Raw genomic sequence first — 24174 nt, 5'->3', positions numbered from 1 at the left:
TCGTTATTTTCCTAAATTCTTTTTAATTGCAAACAGTTTCTTTAACGGGTATTTCAATAATTTTTTTGCCAAATTATTAGATTTAGAGCCGCGAATCGCCTCTAAATTGCTCATGAGGGTTGGATTTTCAATAGCCATTAACGGGCGTACCACCTTGTTATTTAGGTGAAATTGCGTTTCAAACAACAGGAAATCATCTGCCAACCAAAAAGCTTTTTCTTGTATCAACACGTCAAGAAAACGACGAGCTGCAGACTTTTTAATGAGATACGCCACTGTGCCGGCAAAATAACTTTTATACGGATATGCCACCGTCACATCCGCCACTTTTTGACGTAAAAAAGAAAATGTTGTCGGATAATTGATTTCCAATTCCACGTCATTAAAAGTCGCGATTTTAGATTGCCCGATGAGAATAATATCTGCCGAGCAATGTTGAGTTAAAAGTGCGGTCGTTTTTTCTGATAAATCGGCATTAAACAGCGCATCATCTTCACATATCAACGCATAATCCGTTTCCGCAATACGCTCATCGGCAACGATTCGGCGATAAACCTCAAGATGGCTCAAGGTACAGCCTATTTCACCTTTTGTGACGTTGCGCCCATAATGTTGCTCAAACTTTGTCGGATTGAACACTTCGGCCAACGCATCCCATTCTTTCTGCATGGTGTTAATCGCGGAAAACACCTCAAAATCTGCCGTGTTAGGCTGAGAAAAGAACAATTCGCGACGCTGAACATCCTTATCTAACGAAATCAAATATTTCTTCATAAAAAATCTCTATAAAATCGATTGTCTGCTGGTTTGTCTATCAGTTGGCGGGAAACCGAAATAGTTGCATAAAAGATTGCTGATTATACTAAAGAAATCTATAATCCCCCACCTATTTTACGGTAAAAACACAAGTTCGATTTTCCCGATGTCCAACAAAACCATTGCTAAAAACACCCTCTTTCTTTATATCCGCATGCTCTTCAACATGGGCGCGATGCTGTATATCTCACGCGTGGTGTTGCGCGTGTTAGGCGTGGAAGATTTCGGGATCTACAACATTGTCATGGGCGTGGTGATTTTGTTCTCTTTCTTTAATGGCACCATGACCGCCACCACACAACGCTTCATTAATGTAGAAAAAGCCTCAAACGACAGCAAGCGTATTAATAAAGTGTTTAACATCAGTATTCTCAATCACTTATTGATTATGTTGGTTGTGGTGCTATTGGCAGAAACTGTTGGGCTGTGGTTCCTTAACCATAAATTAATTATTCCTGCCGCACGTATGCAAGCGGCCAATATTGTTTATCAGGTTGCCTTGATCATTGCCTTGATTGAAATTATCAAAGTGCCTTTTAACGCCATGATTGTTGCCCATGAACGCATGTCTTTCTATGCTTGGCTAGGATTGGCAGAAACTGCCTTTAAACTGACCGCTATCTTTATTTTGATGCATATCGAACACTACGACAAACTGATTTCTTATAGCCTCTTGTTGTTGTGTGTCAGCCTATTGGTGTTTACCCTTTATTTTCGTTTCACACGCAAGGCTTTCTACACGGAAACCCGTTTCCATTTTGAGAAAGATTTGCATACCACCAAAGAAATGATGAGTTTTTCCGGCTGGATGCTGGTGGGACAACTCGCTTATGTAGGATCAACGCAAGGGTTGAATATGGTGACCAACCTGTTCTTCGGCGTTGCCGCAAATGCGGCGGTCGGTATTGCGACTCAAGTGGATACCGCCGTGTATAGTTTTGTGAACAACTTCCAAGTGGCGTTTAACCCGCAACTGGTGCAATCCTATGCGGGAAAAGACTATGAGCGAAATAAAAAGTTGATCTTAGGCACCTCAAAATATTCTTTTTATTTAATCGCGATTTTATCTGCACCGGTGCTGTATTTTAGTCACACCTTACTTACCCTTTGGTTGGGCGATAATGTGCCGATGTACACCGATAAACTGGTACAAGCCACGCTTGTTTGCTCCCTCATCAGTGCTATGGCGGGATCGTTTTGGATGACGGCGTTAGCCATAGGTTCTAAAACCATTAAACAATACAACGTTATCTTGGCGATTATCGATCTTTGCACCGTGCCGCTTGCCTATTATCTGTTTACTTTAGGTTACAATCCGGTCTATGCCTTTATTGGAAAATTCTGCACCGCACTTTTGATGCAGCTTTATCGTCTCTACTTTATTAACAAAAGAATTAAATTTAATCGCAAAGAATTTGTCTCATACTTAACAAATATCAGCCTGGTTTTCGCCTTATTATTAGGCTTAATTTATTTCTCGGACACACAGCGAACCTACTCATTCTTGGAATTTGTAGGAGAAGCGTTCCTTCTTGAAGTCGTACTCATTTCAGTCATCTTAATGGTGGGATTAAACAAAACTGAAAAAGACTTTTTATTTAGCTATTTAAGAAAAAGAGTGAAAAGATGAATCAACAACTCATTGATTTAAAAAACAAGTTAGCTCCGATTGCAGATTTAATTCAAGATAAAAACGATGTTTTTTATCTTGATTATCCATTGCATTTAAACGTGGGCGATTTATTGATTTATCACGGAACAGAACAGTTTTTTACGGATCACAATATTCGTGTCACCTTAAAACGCAGTGAATTTGATGTGGACATTGAAGAACTGAAACAAAAAATCACCCCAAACACCACAATTTTGCTCCACGGCGGGGGGAATTTCGGTGACCTTTATCCGCAACACCAAAAAATTCGCGAAACGGTGGTACAAACCTTTCCAAACAATCGGGTGATTGTGTTGCCACAAACGTTATTCTATAAAAGCCAAGAAACGTTAGAAAAATCCGCCGCACTTTTTGCCCAACATTCGGATTGTCATTTACTGGCACGAGACGAAAGAACGGCAAAAACTTTTGAACAGTTTTCACCAAACGTGTATTTATCACCGGACATGGCGCATGAACTGTACGGGACATTGCCGACGAAAAAGACACAAAGCGGAAACGCCCTCTATTTCCTGCGTAAAGACATCGAAGCCAGTGATATCGAAAAAAATATTACCGCACAACTCCCTGTAGGAAGTCATATTAAAGACTGGGAAGATATGTTGTCCGAACGAGATGATTTAGTCTTAGCCGCTACTTGGCGTTTAGCTAAATTCGCCAAGCGTCATCAGTTAACCGGCTTAAAAAATAGTGTTCATCGCTTTTGGAAAGCATACACCAAACGCATTATAAAACGCGTTGCCAAAACGTTTTTAAGCTATGACAACATCACCACGACGCGTCTGCACGGTCATATTTTTTCCTGTTTATTGGAAATCCCGAACATGGTTTGCGATAACTCTTACGGCAAAAACACCGGCTACGCCAATTTATGGACAAAACCACTGGATTTTGTCGAGTTTTATACTCAACAAAAATAAGATGTTGTGTATTAATTAATGGAATGAAATCATGTTTGAACTCAAAAAACTCATCACAGCCATGATGCTACCACCATTTAATATTTTGATTTTATGGCTATTTTCTCTTTTATTTTCATTCTTTAAATGCAAAACATTAAGTCGCCTTTGTGCTTTTTTCGGCATTGTGCTGCTCTATCTGGTCAGCATTCCCTACACGGCACAAACCTTAAAAGACAGCTTAGTCACCGAAGATCATTTAACCTTAAACGATTATAAACAGGCTCAAGCGATCGTTTTATTGGGGGGAGGCGTGCGTGATAGCAAAGAACTCTACGCACCGCTTGCGTCTTCTGCCACACAACTAGAACGTTTGCGCTACGCGGCTTATTTACAAAAAGAAACGCAACTGCCGTTATTGATTAGCGGTGTCAGCCCAACCGGAGCCTCAGAAGGCAAAGTTTCTGCAGAAGAATTACAGACGTTCTTTAATGTACCGACGAAATGGCTAGAAGAAAAATCTTTAACCACCAAAGAAAATGCCTTATACACCCGTCAATTACTAGAAAAAGAAGGCATCCATAAAATCATTCTGGTGACTAATGAATGGCATATGCAACGGGCAAAACTCTTGTTTCAACAGCAAGGCTTTGATGTCTTGCCGGCAAGCGTAGGCGAAGGCATTACACCTGACTCTTACGGATTAAACATGATGCACTTTGTGCCTCAAGCAGGTGCAATGGCAAAAAATATGCAATTACTGAAAGAGTGGATCGGCTATCTCAAAGAGAAATAATCTATCTGTTTTCTTACCGCACTTTCAATCAGCCCCACGTTAAAATGCGCCCTTCTTCAGGCGCATTTTTTATGTCCGTTTATTTTTTAGTTGCGATCATGCTCGCAAAATCATGAGCCTTTTTCTACAGCTCCAATGCCTTGTTTTAAGATGATTTTTATTTCAAGGAATCCTCTATGCGTTATTTCAAACTTTGCTTTAGTCTGCTCTTGTTTAGCGTGTCTTGTTACGCCGAAAAACCTGATTTGATGTTGTTAGAAAACTATAAAGATCAAAACGTAACCGGATGGGTGATGAGTGAAAAATTGGATGGCGTACGTGGCTATTGGGATGGCAAACAGCTTTTTACTCGAGGAGGCGTTTCTCTGGCTCCACCCGCTTATTTTCTAGAAAATTTTCCGCCGTTTGCCATTGATGGGGAATTATTTAGCCAACGTGATCAATTTGCAGAAATCTCTTCTATCGTGCGCGCTTATCAAGATAAGGGTTGGCATACATTAAAACTATATATCTTTGATGTGCCTGATGCTAAAGGGGATTTATTTGCCCGTTTGGCAACATTAAAAGCCTATTTAGCAAAACATCCCTCTCAATACATTGAAATCATCGAACAGACTCCTATTGAAAGCCCGGAGCATATTCGACAATTTCTACAGCAAGTAGAACAGCAAAAAGGCGAAGGCATCGTGATTCGTAACCCCAATGCGCCCTACGAAAGAAAACGCAGCGCACAAATTCTTAAATTAAAGACCGCACTTGATGAAGAATGCACGGTTATCGCCCACCATACCGGCAAAGGGCAATTTGAAAATGTCATGGGATCGGTTACCTGCGAAAATCACCGAGGGCAATTCAAAATTGGTTCCGGGTTCAAATTGGCTGATCGCATCAATCCCCCACCTATCGGTTCAAGCATCACCTATAAATACCGCGGGTTAACCAACAAGGGGAAACCAAGATTTGCCACTTACTGGCGCAAAAAAATCGAAGAACCAAGCGCACCATAAAACATAAAAAAAGTGCGGTGAAATTTCACCGCACTTTCTATTCATATACCACTAATCGCTGTGGACGAATCACGTTATTTTCATCAATCACTGCCACACCAAGGAAGCGATTTTCATGAGAAAACAACCGCACTTGTCCTTGCAACCTGTTGGGGTTATCGAATTTTATCCGTTGACCAAATCCGATACCTTGTGTTTGACTTTCATTTAAGATTAACGCCGGCAATTTTGCCACGGCAGTATCCATCGGCAATAATAAAGCATCTAATAAAGCTAAATCTTGCTGTTCTGCCAAGCTTTGTAAAGCGTGCCAATCTAGCATTTTTTCTGTTGGGTAATCCGCTACTGCTGTGCGACGCAACATCGTTACATGAGCGCCGCAGCCCAATACCTCACCTAAATCATCCACCAAGGTGCGAATGTAAGTACCTTTGGAACAATGCACCTCTAGGGTTAAATAAGGCGCATTGTATTCGATGAAGTTCAGTTCAAAGATCGTAATGGGACGCGCTTCCCGCTCCACCGTGATACCTTGACGGGCGTATTCATAAAGCGGTTTGCCATTATGCTTCAACGCCGAAAACATGGTTGGCACTTGCAAAATATTCCCACGGAATTGCTCAAGTGCGGTCAAAATTTCAGATGTTTTAACCTTTACTTCACGAGTTTCAACAATCTGTCCTTCTGCATCGGATGTATCAGTACGTTCCCCTAGTTTTGCCGTGACTAAATAATGTTTATCGGCATCTAACAAAAACTGCGAAAACTTGGTGGCTTCGCCCAAACAGATAGGCAACATTCCGGTGGCAAGCGGATCTAACGCGCCGGTATGCCCCGCTTTGTTTGCCTGAAAAATGCGTTTCACTTTTTGCATGATGTCGTTGGAAGACATACCTTGCGGCTTATCCAACAAAAACACGCCGTGAATATCACGCCCACGTTTACGCGGTTTGGACATTAGTCTTTGTCCTCAACGTGTTTTTTCTCATCTTCGCGCACAACATTGGTCACCAAGTTAGACATGCGCATACCTTCCACCAAAGATTGATCGTAAATAAAACGAATCTCCGGCACGATACGCAGACGCATAGCTTTGCCTAACAGCGTGCGAATATAAGGCGCCGCTTTTTCCAAGCCTTTCATGCCCTGCGCAATCGCCTGTTCATCATGATCAAATAAGAAGGTGACGAAAACTTTTGCATAAGCTAAATCACTAGACACTTCCACGTCGGACACCGTCACCATACTAATACGCGGATCTTTCACTTCGCGTTGTAAAATCACCGCGATTTCTTTTTGGATTTCTTGTGCGACACGGTCGCTACGTTTGAATTCTCGAGCCATTTTGTTTCTCTTTAATTGTCCGCAGGTAAGAACACCTTCGGTTAGGCATAATTTTTCCCCTTGGGAACGTTTATGTTGCCATAAAGGGCAAGTTATATCACATAGAGTAAGGCAAAAAGTGCGGTCAAATTTGACCGCACTTTCTTTTAAGATTAAATCGAGCGTTTAATCTCAACGACTTCGAACACCTCAATCTGGTCGCCGACTTTTACGTCATTGTAGTTCTTCACGCCGATACCACATTCCATACCGTTACGAACTTCAGATACGTCGTCTTTGAAGCGACGGAGAGATTCCAATTCACCTTCGAAGATCACCACGTTGTCGCGTAATACGCGGATTGGGTTGTTACGTTTCACAATACCTTCAGTCACCATACAACCAGCAATCGCACCGAATTTCGGATGTTTAAACACATCACGCACTTCAGCCAAGCCGATGATTTCTTGTTTGAATTCAGGTTGTAACATACCGCTCATCGCTGCTTTCACATCATTTAAGAGTTCATAAATGATGGAGTAATAACGAAGGTCGATATTTTCGGCTTCGATAATACGGCGGGCTGATGCATCCGCACGGACGTTAAAGCCGACCATAATCGCGTTGGAGGCTGCGGCTAACGTTGCGTCAGTTTCAGAAATACCACCTACACCGGAACCGACAACTTTCACTTTCACTTCATCAGTAGAAAGATCTTGTAACGATTGAATAATTGCTTCTACAGAACCTTGTACGTCTGCTTTCACAATGATATTCAGTTCAGCGACATCCCCTTCCGTCATATTGCTAAACATATTTTCGAGTTTCGCTTTTTGCTGACGAGCCAGTTTCACTTCACGGAATTTGCCTTGACGGTGTAATGCCACTTCACGTGCTTTTTTCTCATCACGAACGACAGTTGCTTCATCACCCGCTGCAGGCACACCGGAAAGACCTAACACTTCCACTGGAATAGATGGACCGGCTTCATCGATTTCTTTACCGTTTTCATCACGCATTGCACGAACACGACCGTATTCAAAACCACAAAGTACGATATCACCTTTACGTAAAGTACCTGATTGAACAAGAATGGTTGCCACCGGACCGCGGCCTTTATCAAGGTAAGATTCAATTACTACACCACTTGCCATGCCGTCTTTTACAGCCGTTAATTCAAGTACTTCTGATTGAAGTAAGATGGCATCTAATAAGTCATCAACACCAGTACCTTTCTTCGCAGAAACAGGGACGAATTGCACATCACCACCGAATTTTTCAGAAATCACTTCATGTTGAAGTAATTCTTGTTCTACGCGATCCGGGTTGGCTTCCGGTTTATCAATTTTATTCACCGCAACCACTAAAGGCGCACCGGCTGCTTTCGCGTGTTGGATCGCTTCAATGGTTTGAGGCATCACACCATCATCTGCTGCAACCACAAGCACGACGATATCCGTTGCTTTCGCACCACGTGCACGCATGGAGGTAAATGCCGCGTGTCCCGGAGTATCTAGGAAGGTAATCATCTTACCGTCATCCATTTCTACATGGTATGCACCGATGTGCTGAGTAATACCACCCGCCTCGCCGGCTGCCACTTTGGCTTTACGAATGTAGTCAAGTAATGAGGTTTTACCATGGTCAACGTGGCCCATAATAGTTACTACCGGCGCACGCGTCACTTTTTCAGCATTAACATCACGATCGCCTAATACTTCTTCTTCAAGTTCATTTTCGTTACGAAGAATGACTTTGTGACCTAATTCTTCTGCCACTAATTGTGCCGTTTCTTGGTCAAGCACTTGATTGATGGTCACCATTTCGCCCATTTTCATCATCGCTTTGATGATTTCGGTCGCTTTGGTCGCCATTTTATTTGCTAATTCTGCAACGGTAATGGTTTCACCAATGACAACATCCGTTTTCACAGCCTGAACTGGTTTTGTAAAGGCTTGTTGTAATGCTGCACCTTTCTTACCATTTTTACCCTTACCGAATTTACCGTCTTTTAGATTGCGGCGGTTAGACTCGCGCTCGTTTTTATTGCTTTCGTCATCACGTCCGCCTTTTTTCGCTTTGGCCACTTTATTTTTACCGCGACCGCGACCTTCATTACGACGTTCTTCTTCATCTTCTGCTTCTAAAGCATAACGAGAGCTTAAATTGTAATCGGTATAATCTTCTGATGCGCTTTCATTGCTTGACGTATCAGCTTCAGCATAACGTTTCGCTTCCTCAGCCGCTTTACGCGCTTGTTCTTCCGCTTTTTGACGGGCTAACTCTTCCGCTTTACGGCGTAATTCCGCCTCTTCGGCTTTACGTTTTTCTTTTTCCGGATCAACCGATTTAGGTTTATTTTCAACCGCACTTTGAGCTTGTTTCGCTTTTTCCGCGGCTTCTTTGTCTTTCGCTGCTTTCTCTTTGGCGGCTTTTTCTCTTAGCGCTTTTTCTTCCGCCGCTTTTTGCTCAGCTTCTTGTTTCGCTTTTAATTTTGCGGCCTCTTCAGCTCTTTGTGCCGCTTCTGTTGGAATTGTACGTTTTTTACGTACTTCAACCTGCACTTCTTTACTCTTACCAGAAGCGCTCGTTCCGCTCACGGTCGTTTTTGTTCTACGCTGTAAGCTCAGTTTCTTTGGGGCATTTTTTAATTCTTCTGTCATCTTTTCACTCCTTCATTACTCAGTGAACCAACAAATGTTTCGAGCTGCCATAATTAAATCTGCAGCTTGTTCGGCACTGAGTCCTTCAATGTCGGCTAAATCATCAACGCCTTGCTCAGCAAGATCTTCCAAGGTCGTGATTTGTTTTTCTGCCAATTTAAAGGCGATGTGACGATTCATGCCTTCAAGATTCAACAAACGATCTTCAATTTTTGCTTTCTTCAACGCTTCTTCTTCTGCCAATGCTTTCGCTGTAATGGCATTTTTCGCGCGGGTTTGCAATTCCTCTACTAAATCTTCATCTTCCAAACCGTCAATGGCGGTTAATTCGCTCACGGAAACATAAGCCAATTCTTCTAACGTAGAGAAACCTTCATCAATTAATAATTGTGCAAACTCCTCGTCGATCTCCAAGGCATCAATGAACAAGTTCAATACTTTGTCGTCTTCCGCTTGGTGTTTTGCATTTAAGTCTTGGGTAGTCATGACGTTTAACACCCAACCGGTTAATTGAGTTGCCAAACGCACGTTTTGACCATTACGACCAATGGCTTGCGCTAAGTTAGCTTCTTCTACCGCAATATCCATCGCATGTTTATCTTCATCAACCACGATAGAACTCACATCTGCCGGAGCCATAGCATTGATCACAAATTGTGCCGGGTTGTCATCCCAAAGCACGATATCAACACGTTCACCGCCTAATTCATTGGTAATCGCTTGAACACGAGCACCACGCATCCCTACGCAAGCACCTACAGGGTCAATACGTTTATCATTGCTCTTCACCGCAATTTTAGCGCGAGAACCAGGATCGCGTGCTGCACTTCTAATTTCGATCAATTCTTCACCAATTTCCGGCACTTCCAAACGGAATAATTCAATTAACATTTCCGGTTTAGCACGCGTCACGAATAATTGTGCGCCTTTGCTTTCCGGACTCACTTTATATAACACGCCGCGCACACGGTCACCTGGACGGAAGTTTTCACGTGGCAACATATCCTCACGCAACATCACCGCTTCTGCTTTATTACCGTCTTCACCATTCACATCTAAAATGACGCTATCGCGGTTACTTTTCTTCACGGTCGCCGTAATAATTTGTCCTTCTTTCGAACGGAATTGGTCAACGATTTTGCTGCGTTCTGCTTCACGAATTTTCGTGCTAATCACTTGACGCGCAGTTTGCATCGCAATACGGTCAAAGGCGATAGATTCGATTTGATCTTCCACATAATCACCAATTTGTGCATTAGGGTCTTCAAAACGAGCTGCTTCTAAGGTGATTTCTTTTGTCGGGTTATTCACTTCTTCCACCACTAACCAACGACGGAATGTGTCAAACTCACCGGTCTTAGTATTAATCGCAACACGAACATCAACGTCATATTCGTATTTCTTTTTGGTGGAAAGGGCAATAGCGCTTTCCAACGCTTCAAAAATTTTTTCACGCGGAAGCAATTTCTCATTGGATACGGCTTCTGCCGCTAATAAAATTTCTTTACTCATGCTTTTTCTATCCTTCTTTAAATTTAAAATTTCGCAACAACGTTGGCTTTCTGAATGTTGCCAAACGCCAAAACCTGTTCTTGTTTATCCACAATCAACGTAATCATGTCATTTTCAATTTTAGCCAATTCGCCTTGCCATTTACGACGATCCGCCACTGGAATACGCAAATGCACGACAATTTCCTGACCGACATAACGGGTATATTGCGCCAAGGTAAATAGCGGACGATCTAACCCAGGTGAGGACACTTCAAGGTTATATTTATCGGCAATCGGATCTTCCACATCTAACACTGCGCTCACTTGACGGCTTACATCGGCACAGTCATCTACTGTGACACCACCTTCTTTATCAATAAATAAACGCACGGTTAAATAACGACCGACGCGTTGGCATTCAATGCCCCAAAGCTCGCAGCCTAGATCTTCTACCGAGCCTTGTAATAAATCCTGTAATTTTTGTTCCAAAGTTGCCAAAACAACCTCCCTAAACGATAGACGTAAAAAAAGGGCTTACAGCCCAGTTTTTCAATAATTATCAACGTATTAAAAACAACGCGTTGATATTTAAACAACAAATTTATCGTATAAAAAAACCCCAAAATTGGGGTTCTTTTTACTGAACTTGTGATTGGTTGCGGGGGCCGGATTTGAACCGACGACCTTCGGGTTATGAGCCCGACGAGCTACCAAGCTGCTCCACCCCGCGTCCGAAATATGTGGCGTATTATAGTGTTCTAGAACACAAATAGCAAGATTTAATTCAGTAAAAGCCTGAGAAAAAACGGTCTGAAAATCCACCGCACTTTTAAAGACTAAACAACCAATCGTCTTTTTTTGGCGTTTGTAAGTAAAATCCTTTTTCTTTCATTTGCTGTAACACTTCCGTTTTATCGGCATTTACCAACGGTTTTGTACCGGCAAGATTAAACAACATAACAAAAACCGGTTTACCAAAAACCGTTAATAACGCTTCAGGTAGCGCATCAAATTGATCGCGTTTTTCAATATAAAGATACATGCCCGCTTCTTTTGGGCTTTTATAAATAGCACATAGCATAATTTTGCTCCAAGACAAGGTTCAAGTTGCCGATTTTGCAATAATTCATTATCATTAAGCAACTTTTTTCCTTGGAATTTCTTTATGGCTCAAGATATTATCGAACTACGAACAGGTCAATTTTCTGCTGTATTTATCAGTATCCATAGTTCAAGCTTGACCGCAATTAAGCGCGCATTGGCGAAGAAAAGCAAAACTTCCCCTTCATTATTTAAAAACATTGAAGTAATTTTGCAATTCAATCCGATGCTGGAAAAAGTGAATTTAACCGACCTAAAAGCCCTGCTTGCCGAATATCACATTCACGTCATTGGGGTTGCCGACTGGCAAAATCATCTGCAAAGAGAATTAATTTTAACCGCCGACTTACCGATTCTAGGCAACATTGATAATCTTTCAGAAATACTTCCCGAACCTCGTAGTCTGCCGACAAAAGTCATAACCCACAGCGTTATTGATAAGCAGGTCATTTATGCGAAAAACAGTGATTTGATTATTCATGGCGACGTAGAACAAGGCGCTGAAGTCGCAGCAGACGGCAATATTCATATTTATGGCGAATTATTAGGACGTGCCATGGCGGGGGTCAACAGCAATTCCGGTGCGATCTATACACAATATTTAGATGCCGAATTTTTAGCGGTAAATAGCCGTTTCTTACACAAAGAAAAAATCCCAACTGAATTTTTATATCGTTCAGTCAGGATTTTTGCTGAAAAGGATAAATTAGTTTTTATCCCATTCTAAAAGCAGACAATCTGCTTTTTATTTATTTTCAGTGCGTTCTTTTACGGCTTCTTTCACTTCAGCCGCTTTTTCAGATACTGCATCTGCAGCTTGACTCACTTTCTCTGCTGCGGCATCTTTCATTTCACCTGCTTTACTTGCCATTGAATCCATTTTTTCAGAGGCGGTTTCTTTTGCCTCAGCGACTTTCTCAGCAGCTGCGTCTTTCATTTCACCTGCTTTAGTTGTCATTGCATCCATTTTTTCAGCTGCAGTTTCTTTTGCTTCAGCCACTTTCTCAGCCGCAGCGTCTTTCATTTCTCCTGCTTTGGTTGCCATTGCATCCATTTTTTCAGCTGCAGCTTCTTTTGCTTCAGTGACTTTCTCAGCAGCAGCTTCTTTCATTTCGCCAGCTTTTGCTGCCACAGCGTCTTTTGTTTCTTTGACAGCTTCAACGGTTGCCGTTTTTACATCTTGTGCTGCACTGACTACCGCATCTTTCGCTTCTGAAACACTGGTTTTAGCCTGTTCAACTTTTTGTGAAGTTTTATTGTCATCACAAGCGGTAACACTTAACACTGCACCTAAGACTAAGGCGGTTAATACTGTTCTTTTCATAGTAGCTCCTAACGAATAAAAAAATAAACGCCTCACAAACCTATTTTGTAAGACGTTTACAGTGTGTAACAAAATGACGTAAAAAGAAATGTTTTTTAATTCGTTTTACTGAAATATTTTATTTCTTTAACTTCAGCTCGGTGATTATTCAAATGAACCTCAACAATCGTAGCAGGATAAAAACTCGCCGGATTTCGACCGCACAATTCCTTCACAATATCCCCCACCAAAGGCAAATGAGAGATCAGCAGGAGATTGCGGTGCCCTTCTTTTTCCAACAAAGCCACATAAGAACTCACCAAGCCGGAATCACCATAAGGCGTAATACCTTCCCACACTTCCAATTTATCAGAAAGTTGTTGCTCAAAAACCTGATTAATTTCATCAAAGGTTTCTAAAGCACGGGTATAAGGGCTCACCAAGACTTTATCGAACTCAAGTGCGGTGGATTTTAGCCACATTCCTTGAAGTCGGGATTGCTCTCTGCCGTTAGCGTTAAGATGACGCGCTTTATCCGAGTTCGCCATCAATTCTGCTTCACCATGACGCATAATAAATAAATGCATTTATAACGACCTTAAAGATTAATTGGCCTTCACCGCTTCCGCGATTTCTTCTGCACATTGCTGAGCCAATGTGCCGTCTTCACATTCCACCATCACGCGAATTAACGGCTCAGTGCCTGATTTACGCAGTAAAATACGTCCTTTGCCGGCCAAGCGCTTTTCAACCTCGGCAGCCACCGCTTTCACGGCGTCGCTTTCTAATGGATTATTCCCCCCGGCAAAACGCACATTAATTAACACTTGTGGGAATAATTTAACTGCATCGGCTAATTCGTTCAGCGACAAATGATGTTTTACCATTGCTGTCAACACGGCTAAAGACGCAATAATGCCATCGCCGGTCGTATTGCGATCCGCAATAATAATATGCCCCGAGTTTTCACCGCCTAAGCCCCAACCGCGTTCTTGCATTTGTTCCAACACATAACGGTCGCCCACATTGGCACGCACAAACGGAATGGCTAATTGTTTTAAGGCAAGTTCAAGACTCATATTGCTCATTAGGGTGCCTACGACACCGCCTTGCAAACGCCCTTCGCGCAAGGCTTCACGGGCAATAATAAATAATATTTGGTCACCATCGACTTTATTACCGAGATGATCCACCATAATTAAACGGTCACCATCACCATCGTACGCCAAACCGACATCCGCTTTTACTTCTAACACTTTTTGTTGTAACGCTTTAATATCCGTTGCACCGCATTTTTCATTAATATTCATGCCATTCGGATGGGTGCCAATTTCAATAACTTCCGCGCCTAATTCACGCATAACATTCGGCGCAATATGGTAGGTTGCGCCATTGGCACAATCCACCACAATTTTATATCCCTCTAAACTCAAGTGAGCCGGAAACGTACTTTTACAGAATTCAATATAACGCCCTGCCGCATCTTTAATTCGGCTGGCACGCCCTAATTCGGCAGATTCGACACAGTCCATCGGTTGCTCCAACATGGCTTCGATAGCTTCCTCCACATCATCGGGTAATTTCGTTCCTTGTGTAGAAAAGAATTTAATCCCATTGTCATAATACGGATTATGGGAAGCGGAAATCACGATACCGGCTTCCGCGCGGAAAGTGCGGGTTAAATAAGCAATCGCTGGGGTTGGCATTGGGCCGGTAAATGCGGCAGATAAACCGGCTGCTGCCAAACCGGCTTCAAGGGCGGATTCAAGCATATAGCCCGAAATTCGGGTATCTTTACCAATCAGCACCACGCGAGACCCTTGTGTCGCTAACACTTTACCTGCAGCCCAACCGAGTTTTAAAACAAAATCAGGCGTAATCGGATGGTTACCTACTTTGCCACGCACCCCATCAGTCCCAAAATATTTACGTTCAGCCATGTTTCAATTCCTTCTTAATAAAAATGTCATTTATTATTTTATGCCGTCGTTCGTCTGACAGCACAATTACGCATTCTGTGTTGCAAGCCAAATTTTAAGGGCATCAGCAGTTTCAGCAACATCATGCACACGCAAAATGCTGGCGCCTTTCATCGCAGCAATTAATGCGGCAGCCACACTGCCCACGGTCCGTTGTTCTACAGGCTTATCCAATACGGCACCAATCATAGATTTACGGGAAATTCCCGCCAACACCGGATACCCTTGTTCACAGAAAACAGAAAATTGTTGTAACAAACAATAATTATGTTGCACGCTTTTGCCAAAACCAAAGCCCGGATCCCAAATCAGATTCTCTTTTTTGATTCCGGAAGCCAAACATTGTTCCGTTCTCTGCTGCATAAATTTTAAAATATCCGCCACCACATCATCGTAATGCGGATTGAGCTGCATTGTTCGCGGTTGCCCTTGCATATGCATAATGCACACCGGCAATGCCAAACGAGCAGCGGTTTGTAATGCATCCGGTTCTTGTAAAGCACGAATATCATTAATCAGATCCATGCCCACCTTAGCGGCCTCTTGCATCACCTGTGCTTTGGAACTATCTACCGAAATCCAGCAATCGAACCGTTTTCTCACCGCCTCAACTAAAGGAACAACCCTCTCAAGTTCCTCTTCTAACGTTACCTCTTCTGCCATCGGACGAGTTGACTCTCCCCCAATGTCAATAATCGATGCGCCTTGCTTCAACATCGTTTCTACTTGGAACAACGCCTTGTCTAATTGGAAAAATTTACCGCTATCAGAAAAAGAATCCGGGGTGAAATTGAGGATCCCCATAATTTTAGGGGTAGAAAGATCGAGTGTTTTATTATTTGCTGTTAATTTCATAGATTATTCGCTTACCGTTTAGGTAAAAAGTGCGGTGTATTATAAGAGAATTTCTATAGCCTGCCAAAAAGAAAGCATAAGAAAGGAGGTTATTTATCACGCTCTTCAGAAAATCCCCACAAGCTCATTTGCCCTGAATGATTTTCTTCCGGCAACATGACATGCAAGCCAATTAAACGAATACTTCTCCCCTGTCTCCGTTGCCAAATTTGACTTAGCAGCTGTTGAAAATTTTCTCTCGAAAAAACTACCGCACTTTTTTCTAGAGTCGTCACCTGAAAATCTTCAAACTTGAGTTTCACGCCGATTTTTCTCAACTGTGAAAAAGGAATACTAACAGCAGAACGTTGCACTCGTTTTACTAATTGAGCATATAACTCATCCAACACGGCAATGCCCTGTTCCAAGGCAGTAATATTCGTCAATAATGTCGTTTCAACACCAATGGATTTACGCTCTCGATGAGGCTGAATCATTCGCTCATCAATACCATGGCTGTATGACCAAATTTGTTGCCCCATCTTACCCAATGCGTTTAACAAGAGATGCCGATCAATTTTTTGTACATCTGCACAATATGCTAAGCCCATTTGCAGTAATTTTTCCGAGGTTACTTTGCCCACACCTGGAATTTTTTTAAGTGGCAAATGAGCAACAAACTCATCGACATCTTTCGGCTCAATCACAAATTGCCCGTTTGGTTTATTTTGATCAGATGCGATTTTGGCTAAAAATTTTAATGGTGCAACACCGGCAGAAGCGGTTAACCGAAGTTCATCCCAAATGGCTTGGCGAATATCTTGTGCGATCCAAGTTGCCGAACCGGCACATTTATCACAATCGGTTACATCTAAATAAGCCTCATCTAAAGAAAGCGGTTCAATGATTGTCGTATAACGCTGGAAAATTTGATGAATTTGACGGGAAACCTCGCGATATAGAGGCATGTTAACCGGCAGTAAAACCAAATGAGGGCACAATTTTAGCGCCTGTGCGGTTGGCATTGCACTGTGTAGCCCAAACTTTCGGGCAATATAATTACATGTTGTCAACACGCCTCGTTGCTCTGGCCTTCCACCAACAGCAACAGGCTTATCCGCCAATGTAGGATTTTCACGCATTTCAATGGAAGCGTAAAAACAGTCCATATCAATGTGAATAATTTTTCTAGGCTTGCGGGAAAGAGAATCAGGCATAAAAAAGTGCGGTTAAAAAACATGTTATTTTCTAACCGCACTTTAGCATAAATCACTGGATAAAAAAGCAGTATTTAATTTTTAACATTCATTTTTTGCCCATCCGCAAAAACAACATTTTCCGGTACGGCATAAATCATTAAGTTTTCTTGTACATTACTAAATAAAGAGCGATATTCATTCGGCACTTTATTAAATGGAATTCGCAAATTAATATCCGCCTTAGCTGCAGGCGCCATTGGTTGAGCAAAACTTAATGGCACGCTTTGTAAATGAACAATTTGTTTATCGTATGTATAGACACTTAGCCATTGAAGAAATCTTATTGGTTTATTGCTTTTATTCTCAACTGTAAATTTGACCAAGACATAAGCCTGATTATTGTCATCGACCGCAATCTCCCGCCCTTCAAAACCTACAACAACATAATTTTGAAAAACGCCCAAGGAAACACTTTGCGCATTTGAGTTTTTTTTATCAACTTGTTGCTCGAGCTGATTTTGTATCCCTTGAATATTTTTTTCTGCCGCAACAACCGTATTGCAGGAAAAGATGAACGATAAAAAAATGAAAACAAATAATTTCATTCAAATGACCTCTATCTAAATTAAGAAGTAATGGGTTAAAAGAATATACCGCGCGAAATAAAAAGTAAAAAGGATAGATGAATTTCTATCCTTTTTGATTATTTCAATTGTACAAGTTTATCTTCTACTTTTTGTCTTCATCTGCAATACAAGCGGCTGCAGTAAAAAGTACGTCAGTAGATGAGTTAAGTGCGGTTTCTGTAGAATCTTGTAAGATACCGATAATGAAACCAACCCCGATCATTTGTGCCGCAACATCATCAGAAATTCCAAATAGACTACATGCTAATGGAATTAACAATAATGAACCACCGGCAACTCCGGAAGCACCACAAGCACATAAACTGGCAACAAGACTTAACAAAATCGCGCTACCAAAAGAAACCTCAATACCTAACGTATTTACTGCCGCAAGCGTTAAAATAGTGATCGTAATCGCAGCACCAGCCATATTAATGGTTGCGCCCAACGGGATAGAAACAGAATACGTTTCTTCATCTAAATTCAGGCGTTTCGCAAGATTGATATTCACCGGAATATTCGCTGCAGAGCTACGGGTAAAGAATGCGGTTACGCCACTTTCACGTAAACAAGTCCAAACGAGTGGATACGGATTACGACGGATTTTCCAGAAAACTAAAACCGGATTCACAACAAAAGCTACAAACAACATGGAGCCGACTAACACGCTTAATAATTGAATATAGCCACCTAATGCCACCAAGCCTTTATCCGCTAATGTTTCAGAAACTAAACCGAATACACCGATTGGCGCAAATGAAATAACGACATAAACAATTTTGGAGACCGCTTCAGAAATATCAGAAATCACGGTTTTAGTTGCATCAGAAGCATGACGTAAGGCCAAACCTAAGCCGATAGACCAAGTTAATACGCCAATGAAATTTGCTTTAAATAATGCATTTAACGGGTTGTCCACCATATTGAAAATTAAATCCAACAATACGGTTCCAACACCTTTTGGTGCAGCGGAAATATCTTCTTTTACTGATAATGCAACTTCTGTTGGGAACAAGAATCCTGCAATAACAGCAACTAATGCTGCTAAGAAAGTACCGACCAAATACAACACAATGATGGATTTCATGCTAGTTTTGGAACCCACTTTCTTATTGGCAATTGCGGCCATAACCAAAACAAAGATCAATAATGGTGCAACAGCACGTAGTGAACGAACAAAAATTTGACCTAACACACCGACTTTTTCAGCCAAGTTAAAACCTAATGTCGGTTGTAACATAGGTGTAATGAGTGCGACCAAAATACCTAACACTAAACCAACAGCAATACGTTTGACCAAACTGCCTTGGAAGAAGAGTGAAATTAAACGAGACATATTCATAATAAGTTAACGAGAGTTATGCAATCACTTGCGGTTGATCTTAGAATCAAAACTGATTCCCCTAGGGCGATAAAGATAGCGGATTTTTTTGATAAAATAAATACGAACATTTAACTTTCATTAAGTTTATAGAAATTTTGATAAATTTCTTTAGATTAAATTTAATAAACCTAATACTTTTTTAGAAAACAATAATTCTTGCATTATCCTATCGAAAAAATAATTCAAAAATTTATTTTTCACCTGTTGACTTACTGGATATAAAAACAGTATATTTAACTGTATAAAAATACAGTTTATTTTACTGAGGAGCAGATATGAACTACCACCACAACGTTGTTGCACAAAACGATCACATGTTTTCTTATCAACCCATTCCTTTTTTTGAAGATATGAAACAAGAAAATCGTAGTTTCAATAAAAAACTTGATCTCAACTTGTACTGCATTAAACGTCCTCAACAAACATGTTTTATTCGAATGACAAATCCCAATATGCTCGCCTGGGGAATTGAAGAAGGTGATATGTTGGTCGTAGAAAATAATGAGGAATTATTTTTAGACGAATTGATCGTCCTTGAAGTAAACAATGAATTTCACGTATATGAGTTTATTGCACACAACAACGGGGAATTTATTTTCTTATCTTTGGACTCTAAAATGGAAAATATTAAAACGACCAATTGGCGAGAACTACCGATTGTAGGCACCGTAACCAATGTCATTCATCAACTACAACGTAAAAATACACTCGGGTTTGCCGCCTAATAAAAGAACTACCGGCATCTCAAATAAAAGAGCGGTCAAAAATGCTAACACTTTTGACCGCTCTTTTATGTTTCAGAAAAATAAACTTAAAGCACTCGACGAGATTGAGTATAAGTCCTTGCCCAGTAATCATCATTTAATGACTCAATAATGACACCACGACTTGTACTGGAATGCATAAATTTATCACCGCCAATATACACGCCAACATGCTTGTTTTTACGGAAGAAAACTAAATCACCAACTTTTAATTCACTTTTTTCAATTTTTGTGCCGACATAACGTTGTTCAGATGTAGAGCGAGGCAATGCTAAACCATAAGCTTTCAAGAAAGTCGTTTGCATAAAACCGGAACAATCAATGCCCCCTTTCGTCAGACCGCCTAAACGATAACGTGTACCTGCCCATTCTTGATATACGTTCGCAAGTTGTTTATCCATTACCTCAGAATATTGATGCGGTTTATTCGTTTTTAGTTGCGCATGAATTAATTGGTTTAACTGTTCTTGATCTTGTACTGAAGCAGCAACATTCTTTGTAGAATTTGAACATGCCGCCAAAACAAATAAAGGAACAATCATCAAAAATTTTTTAAACATAAACATTAAATTTTTTTATTTAAATAGAGATTCATTGACAAAATTTTTCCGCATCCTAGCGTAAAATGAAGAAAAAATCCAGAAAAAGCTCAGTTTAATTTCATAAAATTCATGTTTTATCGCATATATAGTGCATAAAAGGAATTTTATGCACTATATATTGAATATTGAAGAGACTAGTTAGAAGTGTCTAATTCAGGGAAGGATTTCACCAAATCATCAACTGCTTTCATTTGTGCAACGAAGGCTTCTAATTTATCTAACGGTAACGCTGACGGGCCATCACATTTTGCTTTGCTCGGTTCTGGGTGAGCTTCTAAGAATAGCCCCGCCAAACCGATAGCTAGACCGGCACGGGCAAGTTCGGTAACTTGCGCGCGACGCCCACCGGAGGCAGCGCCAAACGGGTCACGACATTGCAATGAATGGGTCACATCAAAAATCACCGGACAACCTTTAGAGACATTTTTCATCACGCTGAAACCCAACATATCAACAATTAAATTGTCATAGCCGAAATTCGTGCCACGATCACACAAAATCACTTTATCGTTGCCGCATTCAGCGATTTTTTCCACAATATTGCCCATTTGTCCCGGACTTAAAAATTGCGGTTTTTTCACATTAATGATTGCACCGGTGCGCGCCATCGCTTCGACTAAATCTGTTTGGCGAGCAAGAAATGCCGGTAACTGAATAATATCCGCCACCTCCGCAACCGGTTGGCATTGATAAATTTCATGTACATCCGTAATGATTTTTACACCGAATGTTTGCTTTAACTCAGCAAAAATTTTCAATCCCTGTTCCATGCCCGGGCCGCGATAAGAATGAATGGAAGAACGGTTTGCCTTATCAAAAGAGGCTTTAAACACATAAGGCACGCCCAATTTTTGCGTCACTTCCACATATTTTTCACACACTTGCATTGCCATATCGCGGCTTTCGAGCACATTCATGCCGCCAAATAAGACAAAGGGTTTATCGTTGGCAATTTGAATATCGCCTAATTGAATGCATTTATTTTGCATATGTCTTCCTTATTTATTTTCAATTTGAGCCCAACAACCTAAGGTTACGCGCTCATTATTTCCGTAATCCCGTAAAGTTTCAATCGATGTCCAAAAATTCTCTTGGAAAATCGACCGCACTTTTTCCCCTTGTTGCCAACCGTGTTCCACCAACAGATAACCGCCTGTCCGCATAAATTTCGGCGCATTGGCGATAATATGACGTAAGTCCGCATAGCCTTCTTCTTCCGCCACTAACGCTGACAAGGGCTCAAAGCGTACATCTCCTTGGGTTAAATGTTCATCCTTTGCATCAATATAAGGCGGATTACTCACAATCAAATCAAATGTGCCTGTCATCTTGTCAAACCAATGACTTTGTAAAAAACTGACGCCTAACTGATTTTTTTCCGCATTGGATGTCGCCAACGCCACCACATTCGGCATAACATCCACTCCAATAACTTCTAGCTGAATTTGCTGTTTTTGCGCAATAGGTTTTAATTCAGACGCTAACGCTAAGGCAATCGCACCCGTGCCGGTACCCAAATCTAAAATACGAAAACATTGGGAATTTTGACCGCACTTTTGTAACGCCTCTGCAGAAATCGCTACAGCTTTTTCCACCAAAATTTCGGTATCCGGACGCGGAATCAGCGTACCTGCCGACACATTCAACGGCAACGACCAAAACTCTTTTTCACCGAGAAGATAAGCGATGGGTTCACCTTGCAAACGACGGGATAAAAGTGCGGTCAGTTTTTCTTGTGTTTTTTCGTCCAACGCTGTCTCGCCAAAAGCCAAAATAAATGCGCGAGATTTTTGCGTCACAAATTGCAATAACACCTGTGCATCAGTTCTGCCATTTTCCGTAGGATTTGCCTGATTTAACGCTTGCGCGGCGTGTTGCAGCCATTGTTGATAATTCATTTTCGTCAAATAAAATGAACGAGCCGTTAAGCTCGTTCTCTCGTTAATTCTGTTCGGACAATGCCGCCAACTGATCCGCCTGATATTCGGTGATAATCGGCTGAATCAAGTCGTCAATTTTACCGTTCATCACTTCATCTAAGCGATAAATCGTCAAGTTAATGCGGTGATCAGTCACACGCCCTTGTGGGTAGTTGTAGGTACGAATCTTATCAGAACGGTCACCGGAACCCAAAAGGTTACGACGGGTATCCGCTTGCTCTTGCTCCAATTTTTCCTGTTCTTGTTGTACTAAACGGGAAGCCAGCACAGACAAGGCTTTGGCTTTATTTTTATGTTGTGAACGCTCATCCTGACACTCCACCACCATGCCGGTTGGAATATGCGTAATACGCACGGCGGAATCGGTTTTATTGATGTGCTGACCACCCGCACCGGAAGCACGATAGGTGTCAATACGCAAATCTGACGGGTTAATTTCCGGCATTTCAGATTCCGGTAATTCCGGCATCACTGCAACAGTACACGCAGAGGTATGAATACGCCCTTGTGACTCAGTTTTTGGTACACGTTGTACACGGTGACCGCCTGATTCAAATTTTAATTGACCATAGGCACCATCGCCGCTGACAAGAGCAATAATTTCTTTAAATCCGCCCTGCTCGCTTTCGTTTTCGCTCAGCACTTCAATGCGCCAGCGTTTGGTTTCCGCATAACGGCTATACATACGGAAAAGATCGCCGGCGAAAATCCCAGCTTCATCACCACCAGTACCGGCACGGATTTCAAGGTAGCAGTTATATTCGTCGTTCGGATCTTTCGGTAATAAGAGAATTTGTAAATGCTGCTCAACTTGTTCCAGTTCGGCTTTGGATTCTTCAATCTCCATTTGTGCCATTTCTTTCATTTCCGGATCGTCAAGCAGGAGCTGCGCTTCTTCTAAATTGGCATTGAGCTGATTCCAACGGCTAAAACTTTTCACCACGTCTTCAAGTTGCGAATATTCTTTGGAATAGGCTCTGAATTTATCTTGATCACTAATGACAGAAGCATCGCCTAACAACGCTTCAAGCTCTTCATAACGTTCTTTTAAGCTATCTAATTTATTGATAATAGAGGGTTTCATTCTTTAACCTTCGAAGGAAAATGGAAAGGGAAATAAAAAAATCGGGGCATTCTAGCACAGAATAGAAATGTTATTGAAGTTTAGGCAATAAAAAAGGCTTTCGAGCTATCTCAAAAGCCTTTCTCATCTTATTTAAATTAAAGTGCGGAAACATTCAAACGTGAACCGCCAACAATACGCACTCGCGCACCTGGCACTAAATTTGCTTCGGCTTTTTGCACCACAACGATTTCTTTGCCGTCATCTTTGCGAATAACCATTTCAATGGCGCTAACTTGGCTCGCTTTTTCTTCAACCTTACTACCGACAACTGCACCGGCAACCGCACCAACCGCAGTTGCTAGGGCTCTGCCTGTGCCACCACCAATCGTGGAACCGGCAATACCGCCAATCGCGCCACCACCGATCGTGCCGACCACACCTTGATTGTCTGATTGAATTTTCACTGGGCGAGTGGAAACGATTGTGCCGTAACTAATCGAGCGGGCTTCTTTCGCTTGAGCGCCAGAATAGACGTTACCGCCATAAATATCTTCATTGGCACACCCAACAAGAGTTAAGCTCATTAAAATAGCTAATGCGATCTTTTTCATAAAAGCTCCTTAAACACGAAATTAACCTTTTATTTTGCTTATTTATTCTTTGATAAATAAACGATAAATCTGATTTTATTGAACCGCTTTATATCA

At 41.6% G+C, this 24174-nt stretch carries 25 protein-coding genes and 1 tRNA gene; 6 read left to right on the top strand and 20 right to left on the bottom strand.

Annotation, left to right across the window (positions count from 1 at the left end):
- Positions 1 to 3: 3 nt before the first annotated feature.
- Positions 4 to 774 (bottom strand): glycosyltransferase family 25 protein, encoded by a 771-nt coding sequence (locus HMPREF9064_RS05650; RefSeq protein WP_006717856.1) that lies wholly within the window; start codon positions 772 to 774, stop codon positions 4 to 6.
- 148 nt (positions 775 to 922) lie between these two features.
- Here HMPREF9064_RS05650 and HMPREF9064_RS05655 point away from each other — a divergent pair, with 148 nt between their 5' ends.
- The 4 genes from HMPREF9064_RS05655 (at position 923) to HMPREF9064_RS05670 (ending at position 5190) form a co-directional block, all read left to right on the top strand.
- Positions 923 to 2446, top strand: coding sequence for an oligosaccharide flippase family protein (locus HMPREF9064_RS05655; RefSeq protein ID WP_006717855.1), 1524 nt, complete (start codon positions 923 to 925; stop codon positions 2444 to 2446).
- Entirely contained in the window at positions 2443 to 3408 is a 966-nt protein-coding gene (locus tag HMPREF9064_RS05660; RefSeq protein ID WP_006717853.1) for a polysaccharide pyruvyl transferase family protein, read from the top strand. The genes HMPREF9064_RS05655 and HMPREF9064_RS05660 overlap by 4 nt, the downstream gene beginning before the upstream one ends.
- Before the next feature lie 31 nt (positions 3409 to 3439).
- Positions 3440 to 4183 carry a YdcF family protein gene (locus tag HMPREF9064_RS05665; RefSeq protein ID WP_006717850.1) on the top strand — a complete coding sequence of 248 codons (744 nt, stop codon included), beginning with the start codon at positions 3440 to 3442 and terminating at the stop codon, positions 4181 to 4183.
- A 176-nt stretch (positions 4184 to 4359) separates the two neighbouring features.
- Positions 4360 to 5190 (top strand): DNA ligase, encoded by an 831-nt coding sequence (locus HMPREF9064_RS05670; RefSeq protein WP_006717848.1) that lies wholly within the window; start codon positions 4360 to 4362, stop codon positions 5188 to 5190.
- A gap of 37 nt (positions 5191 to 5227) precedes the next feature.
- On the opposite strand, the gene truB is transcribed toward HMPREF9064_RS05670, so the two are convergent.
- From truB to HMPREF9064_RS05705, 7 genes are all read right to left on the bottom strand, one after another.
- Entirely contained in the window at positions 5228 to 6148 is a 921-nt protein-coding gene (truB, locus tag HMPREF9064_RS05675) for a tRNA pseudouridine(55) synthase TruB (protein ID WP_006717846.1), read from the bottom strand.
- Positions 6148 to 6534, bottom strand: a complete 387-nt coding sequence (rbfA, locus tag HMPREF9064_RS05680; protein WP_006717844.1) for a 30S ribosome-binding factor RbfA — start codon at positions 6532 to 6534, stop codon at positions 6148 to 6150. The genes truB and rbfA overlap by 1 nt, the downstream gene beginning before the upstream one ends.
- A gap of 152 nt (positions 6535 to 6686) precedes the next feature.
- Positions 6687 to 9176 carry a translation initiation factor IF-2 gene (gene infB / locus HMPREF9064_RS05685; protein WP_006717842.1) on the bottom strand — a complete coding sequence of 830 codons (2490 nt, stop codon included), beginning with the start codon at positions 9174 to 9176 and terminating at the stop codon, positions 6687 to 6689.
- 15 nt (positions 9177 to 9191) lie between these two features.
- A complete protein-coding gene (gene nusA, locus HMPREF9064_RS05690) occupies positions 9192 to 10688 on the bottom strand; it encodes a transcription termination factor NusA (RefSeq protein WP_006717840.1) in 1497 nt (498 codons plus the stop codon).
- Between the two features lie 23 nt (positions 10689 to 10711).
- Positions 10712 to 11167 (bottom strand): ribosome maturation factor RimP, encoded by a 456-nt coding sequence (gene rimP / locus HMPREF9064_RS05695; RefSeq protein WP_006717838.1) that lies wholly within the window; start codon positions 11165 to 11167, stop codon positions 10712 to 10714.
- A 155-nt stretch (positions 11168 to 11322) separates the two neighbouring features.
- A tRNA-Met gene (locus tag HMPREF9064_RS05700) sits at positions 11323 to 11399 on the bottom strand.
- 99 nt (positions 11400 to 11498) lie between these two features.
- Entirely contained in the window at positions 11499 to 11750 is a 252-nt protein-coding gene (locus HMPREF9064_RS05705) for a YcgL domain-containing protein (RefSeq protein ID WP_006717836.1), read from the bottom strand.
- An 84-nt stretch (positions 11751 to 11834) separates the two neighbouring features.
- Here HMPREF9064_RS05705 and minC point away from each other — a divergent pair, with 84 nt between their 5' ends.
- Entirely contained in the window at positions 11835 to 12497 is a 663-nt protein-coding gene (gene minC, locus HMPREF9064_RS05710) for a septum site-determining protein MinC (protein WP_006717835.1), read from the top strand.
- 18 nt (positions 12498 to 12515) lie between these two features.
- Here minC and HMPREF9064_RS05715 read toward each other — a convergent pair whose 3' ends face one another.
- From HMPREF9064_RS05715 to sstT, 7 genes are all read right to left on the bottom strand, one after another.
- Positions 12516 to 13094, bottom strand: a complete 579-nt coding sequence (locus tag HMPREF9064_RS05715; RefSeq protein ID WP_006717833.1) for a hypothetical protein — start codon at positions 13092 to 13094, stop codon at positions 12516 to 12518.
- 95 nt (positions 13095 to 13189) lie between these two features.
- Positions 13190 to 13660 (bottom strand): phosphohistidine phosphatase SixA, encoded by a 471-nt coding sequence (gene sixA, locus HMPREF9064_RS05720; protein WP_006717831.1) that lies wholly within the window; start codon positions 13658 to 13660, stop codon positions 13190 to 13192.
- An 18-nt stretch (positions 13661 to 13678) separates the two neighbouring features.
- The gene (glmM, locus tag HMPREF9064_RS05725) at positions 13679 to 15013 is read right to left on the bottom strand and encodes a phosphoglucosamine mutase (protein WP_006717828.1); all 1335 of its coding nucleotides are present in this window, start codon (positions 15011 to 15013) and stop codon (positions 13679 to 13681) included.
- Positions 15014 to 15079: 66 nt separating this feature from the next.
- Positions 15080 to 15907: a dihydropteroate synthase gene (folP, locus tag HMPREF9064_RS05730; protein WP_006717826.1), complete on the bottom strand. Its 828-nt coding sequence runs from the start codon at positions 15905 to 15907 to the stop codon at positions 15080 to 15082.
- 89 nt (positions 15908 to 15996) lie between these two features.
- Positions 15997 to 17103: a DNA polymerase IV gene (dinB, locus tag HMPREF9064_RS05735; protein WP_006717824.1), complete on the bottom strand. Its 1107-nt coding sequence runs from the start codon at positions 17101 to 17103 to the stop codon at positions 15997 to 15999.
- Between the two features lie 74 nt (positions 17104 to 17177).
- Complete coding sequence (locus HMPREF9064_RS05740) at positions 17178 to 17690, bottom strand: hypothetical protein (protein WP_006717823.1); 513 nt, start codon at positions 17688 to 17690, stop codon at positions 17178 to 17180.
- A gap of 124 nt (positions 17691 to 17814) precedes the next feature.
- A complete protein-coding gene (gene sstT / locus HMPREF9064_RS05745) occupies positions 17815 to 19053 on the bottom strand; it encodes a serine/threonine transporter SstT (protein ID WP_006717820.1) in 1239 nt (412 codons plus the stop codon).
- Between the two features lie 317 nt (positions 19054 to 19370).
- Here sstT and HMPREF9064_RS05750 point away from each other — a divergent pair, with 317 nt between their 5' ends.
- Positions 19371 to 19820, top strand: coding sequence for a LexA family protein (locus HMPREF9064_RS05750; RefSeq protein ID WP_006717818.1), 450 nt, complete (start codon positions 19371 to 19373; stop codon positions 19818 to 19820).
- An 86-nt stretch (positions 19821 to 19906) separates the two neighbouring features.
- Here HMPREF9064_RS05750 and HMPREF9064_RS05755 read toward each other — a convergent pair whose 3' ends face one another.
- The 5 genes from HMPREF9064_RS05755 to HMPREF9064_RS05775 form a co-directional block, all read right to left on the bottom strand.
- Positions 19907 to 20419, bottom strand: a complete 513-nt coding sequence (locus HMPREF9064_RS05755) for an NlpC/P60 family protein (protein ID WP_032998117.1) — start codon at positions 20417 to 20419, stop codon at positions 19907 to 19909.
- A 176-nt stretch (positions 20420 to 20595) separates the two neighbouring features.
- Positions 20596 to 21450 (bottom strand): 3-deoxy-8-phosphooctulonate synthase, encoded by an 855-nt coding sequence (kdsA, locus tag HMPREF9064_RS05760; RefSeq protein WP_006717813.1) that lies wholly within the window; start codon positions 21448 to 21450, stop codon positions 20596 to 20598.
- Between the two features lie 9 nt (positions 21451 to 21459).
- A complete protein-coding gene (prmC, locus tag HMPREF9064_RS05765) occupies positions 21460 to 22359 on the bottom strand; it encodes a peptide chain release factor N(5)-glutamine methyltransferase (protein WP_006717810.1) in 900 nt (299 codons plus the stop codon).
- A gap of 43 nt (positions 22360 to 22402) precedes the next feature.
- A complete protein-coding gene (gene prfA / locus HMPREF9064_RS05770; protein ID WP_006717808.1) occupies positions 22403 to 23485 on the bottom strand; it encodes a peptide chain release factor 1 in 1083 nt (360 codons plus the stop codon).
- 137 nt (positions 23486 to 23622) lie between these two features.
- On the bottom strand, positions 23623 to 24078 hold the full coding sequence (locus tag HMPREF9064_RS05775; RefSeq protein ID WP_006717807.1) for an outer membrane lipoprotein: 456 nt from the start codon (positions 24076 to 24078) through the stop codon (positions 23623 to 23625).
- Between the last annotated feature and the right edge of the window lie 96 nt (positions 24079 to 24174).

Source organism: Aggregatibacter segnis ATCC 33393 (assembly GCF_000185305.1).
Taxonomy (GTDB): Bacteria; Pseudomonadota; Gammaproteobacteria; order Enterobacterales; family Pasteurellaceae; genus Aggregatibacter; species Aggregatibacter segnis.
The sequence above is the reverse complement of the archived record's forward strand: the minus strand, read 5'-3'. Positions and strand labels throughout refer to the sequence as shown.

What these genes read in the sequence shown, in the direction of transcription:
- HMPREF9064_RS05650 (WP_006717856.1), bottom strand. Translation starts at nt 774, where the DNA reads ATGAAGAAATATTTGATTTCGTTAGATAAGGATGTTCAGCGTCGCGAA.
- HMPREF9064_RS05655 (WP_006717855.1), top strand. Translation starts at nt 923, where the DNA reads ATGTCCAACAAAACCATTGCTAAAAACACCCTCTTTCTTTATATCCGC.
- HMPREF9064_RS05660 (WP_006717853.1), top strand. Translation starts at nt 2,443, where the DNA reads ATGAATCAACAACTCATTGATTTAAAAAACAAGTTAGCTCCGATTGCA.
- HMPREF9064_RS05665 (WP_006717850.1), top strand. Translation starts at nt 3,440, where the DNA reads ATGTTTGAACTCAAAAAACTCATCACAGCCATGATGCTACCACCATTT.
- HMPREF9064_RS05670 (WP_006717848.1), top strand. Translation starts at nt 4,360, where the DNA reads ATGCGTTATTTCAAACTTTGCTTTAGTCTGCTCTTGTTTAGCGTGTCT.
- truB (WP_006717846.1), bottom strand. Translation starts at nt 6,148, where the DNA reads ATGTCCAAACCGCGTAAACGTGGGCGTGATATTCACGGCGTGTTTTTG.
- rbfA (WP_006717844.1), bottom strand. Translation starts at nt 6,534, where the DNA reads ATGGCTCGAGAATTCAAACGTAGCGACCGTGTCGCACAAGAAATCCAA.
- infB (WP_006717842.1), bottom strand. Translation starts at nt 9,176, where the DNA reads ATGACAGAAGAATTAAAAAATGCCCCAAAGAAACTGAGCTTACAGCGT.
- nusA (WP_006717840.1), bottom strand. Translation starts at nt 10,688, where the DNA reads ATGAGTAAAGAAATTTTATTAGCGGCAGAAGCCGTATCCAATGAGAAA.
- HMPREF9064_RS05705 (WP_006717836.1), bottom strand. Translation starts at nt 11,750, where the DNA reads ATGCTATGTGCTATTTATAAAAGCCCAAAAGAAGCGGGCATGTATCTT.
- minC (WP_006717835.1), top strand. Translation starts at nt 11,835, where the DNA reads ATGGCTCAAGATATTATCGAACTACGAACAGGTCAATTTTCTGCTGTA.
- HMPREF9064_RS05715 (WP_006717833.1), bottom strand. Translation starts at nt 13,094, where the DNA reads ATGAAAAGAACAGTATTAACCGCCTTAGTCTTAGGTGCAGTGTTAAGT.
- sixA (WP_006717831.1), bottom strand. Translation starts at nt 13,660, where the DNA reads ATGCATTTATTTATTATGCGTCATGGTGAAGCAGAATTGATGGCGAAC.
- glmM (WP_006717828.1), bottom strand. Translation starts at nt 15,013, where the DNA reads ATGGCTGAACGTAAATATTTTGGGACTGATGGGGTGCGTGGCAAAGTA.
- folP (WP_006717826.1), bottom strand. Translation starts at nt 15,907, where the DNA reads ATGAAATTAACAGCAAATAATAAAACACTCGATCTTTCTACCCCTAAA.
- dinB (WP_006717824.1), bottom strand. Translation starts at nt 17,103, where the DNA reads ATGCCTGATTCTCTTTCCCGCAAGCCTAGAAAAATTATTCACATTGAT.
- HMPREF9064_RS05740 (WP_006717823.1), bottom strand. Translation starts at nt 17,690, where the DNA reads ATGAAATTATTTGTTTTCATTTTTTTATCGTTCATCTTTTCCTGCAAT.
- sstT (WP_006717820.1), bottom strand. Translation starts at nt 19,053, where the DNA reads ATGAATATGTCTCGTTTAATTTCACTCTTCTTCCAAGGCAGTTTGGTC.
- HMPREF9064_RS05750 (WP_006717818.1), top strand. Translation starts at nt 19,371, where the DNA reads ATGAACTACCACCACAACGTTGTTGCACAAAACGATCACATGTTTTCT.
- HMPREF9064_RS05755 (WP_032998117.1), bottom strand. Translation starts at nt 20,419, where the DNA reads ATGTTTAAAAAATTTTTGATGATTGTTCCTTTATTTGTTTTGGCGGCA.
- kdsA (WP_006717813.1), bottom strand. Translation starts at nt 21,450, where the DNA reads ATGCAAAATAAATGCATTCAATTAGGCGATATTCAAATTGCCAACGAT.
- prmC (WP_006717810.1), bottom strand. Translation starts at nt 22,359, where the DNA reads ATGAATTATCAACAATGGCTGCAACACGCCGCGCAAGCGTTAAATCAG.
- prfA (WP_006717808.1), bottom strand. Translation starts at nt 23,485, where the DNA reads ATGAAACCCTCTATTATCAATAAATTAGATAGCTTAAAAGAACGTTAT.
- HMPREF9064_RS05775 (WP_006717807.1), bottom strand. Translation starts at nt 24,078, where the DNA reads ATGAAAAAGATCGCATTAGCTATTTTAATGAGCTTAACTCTTGTTGGG.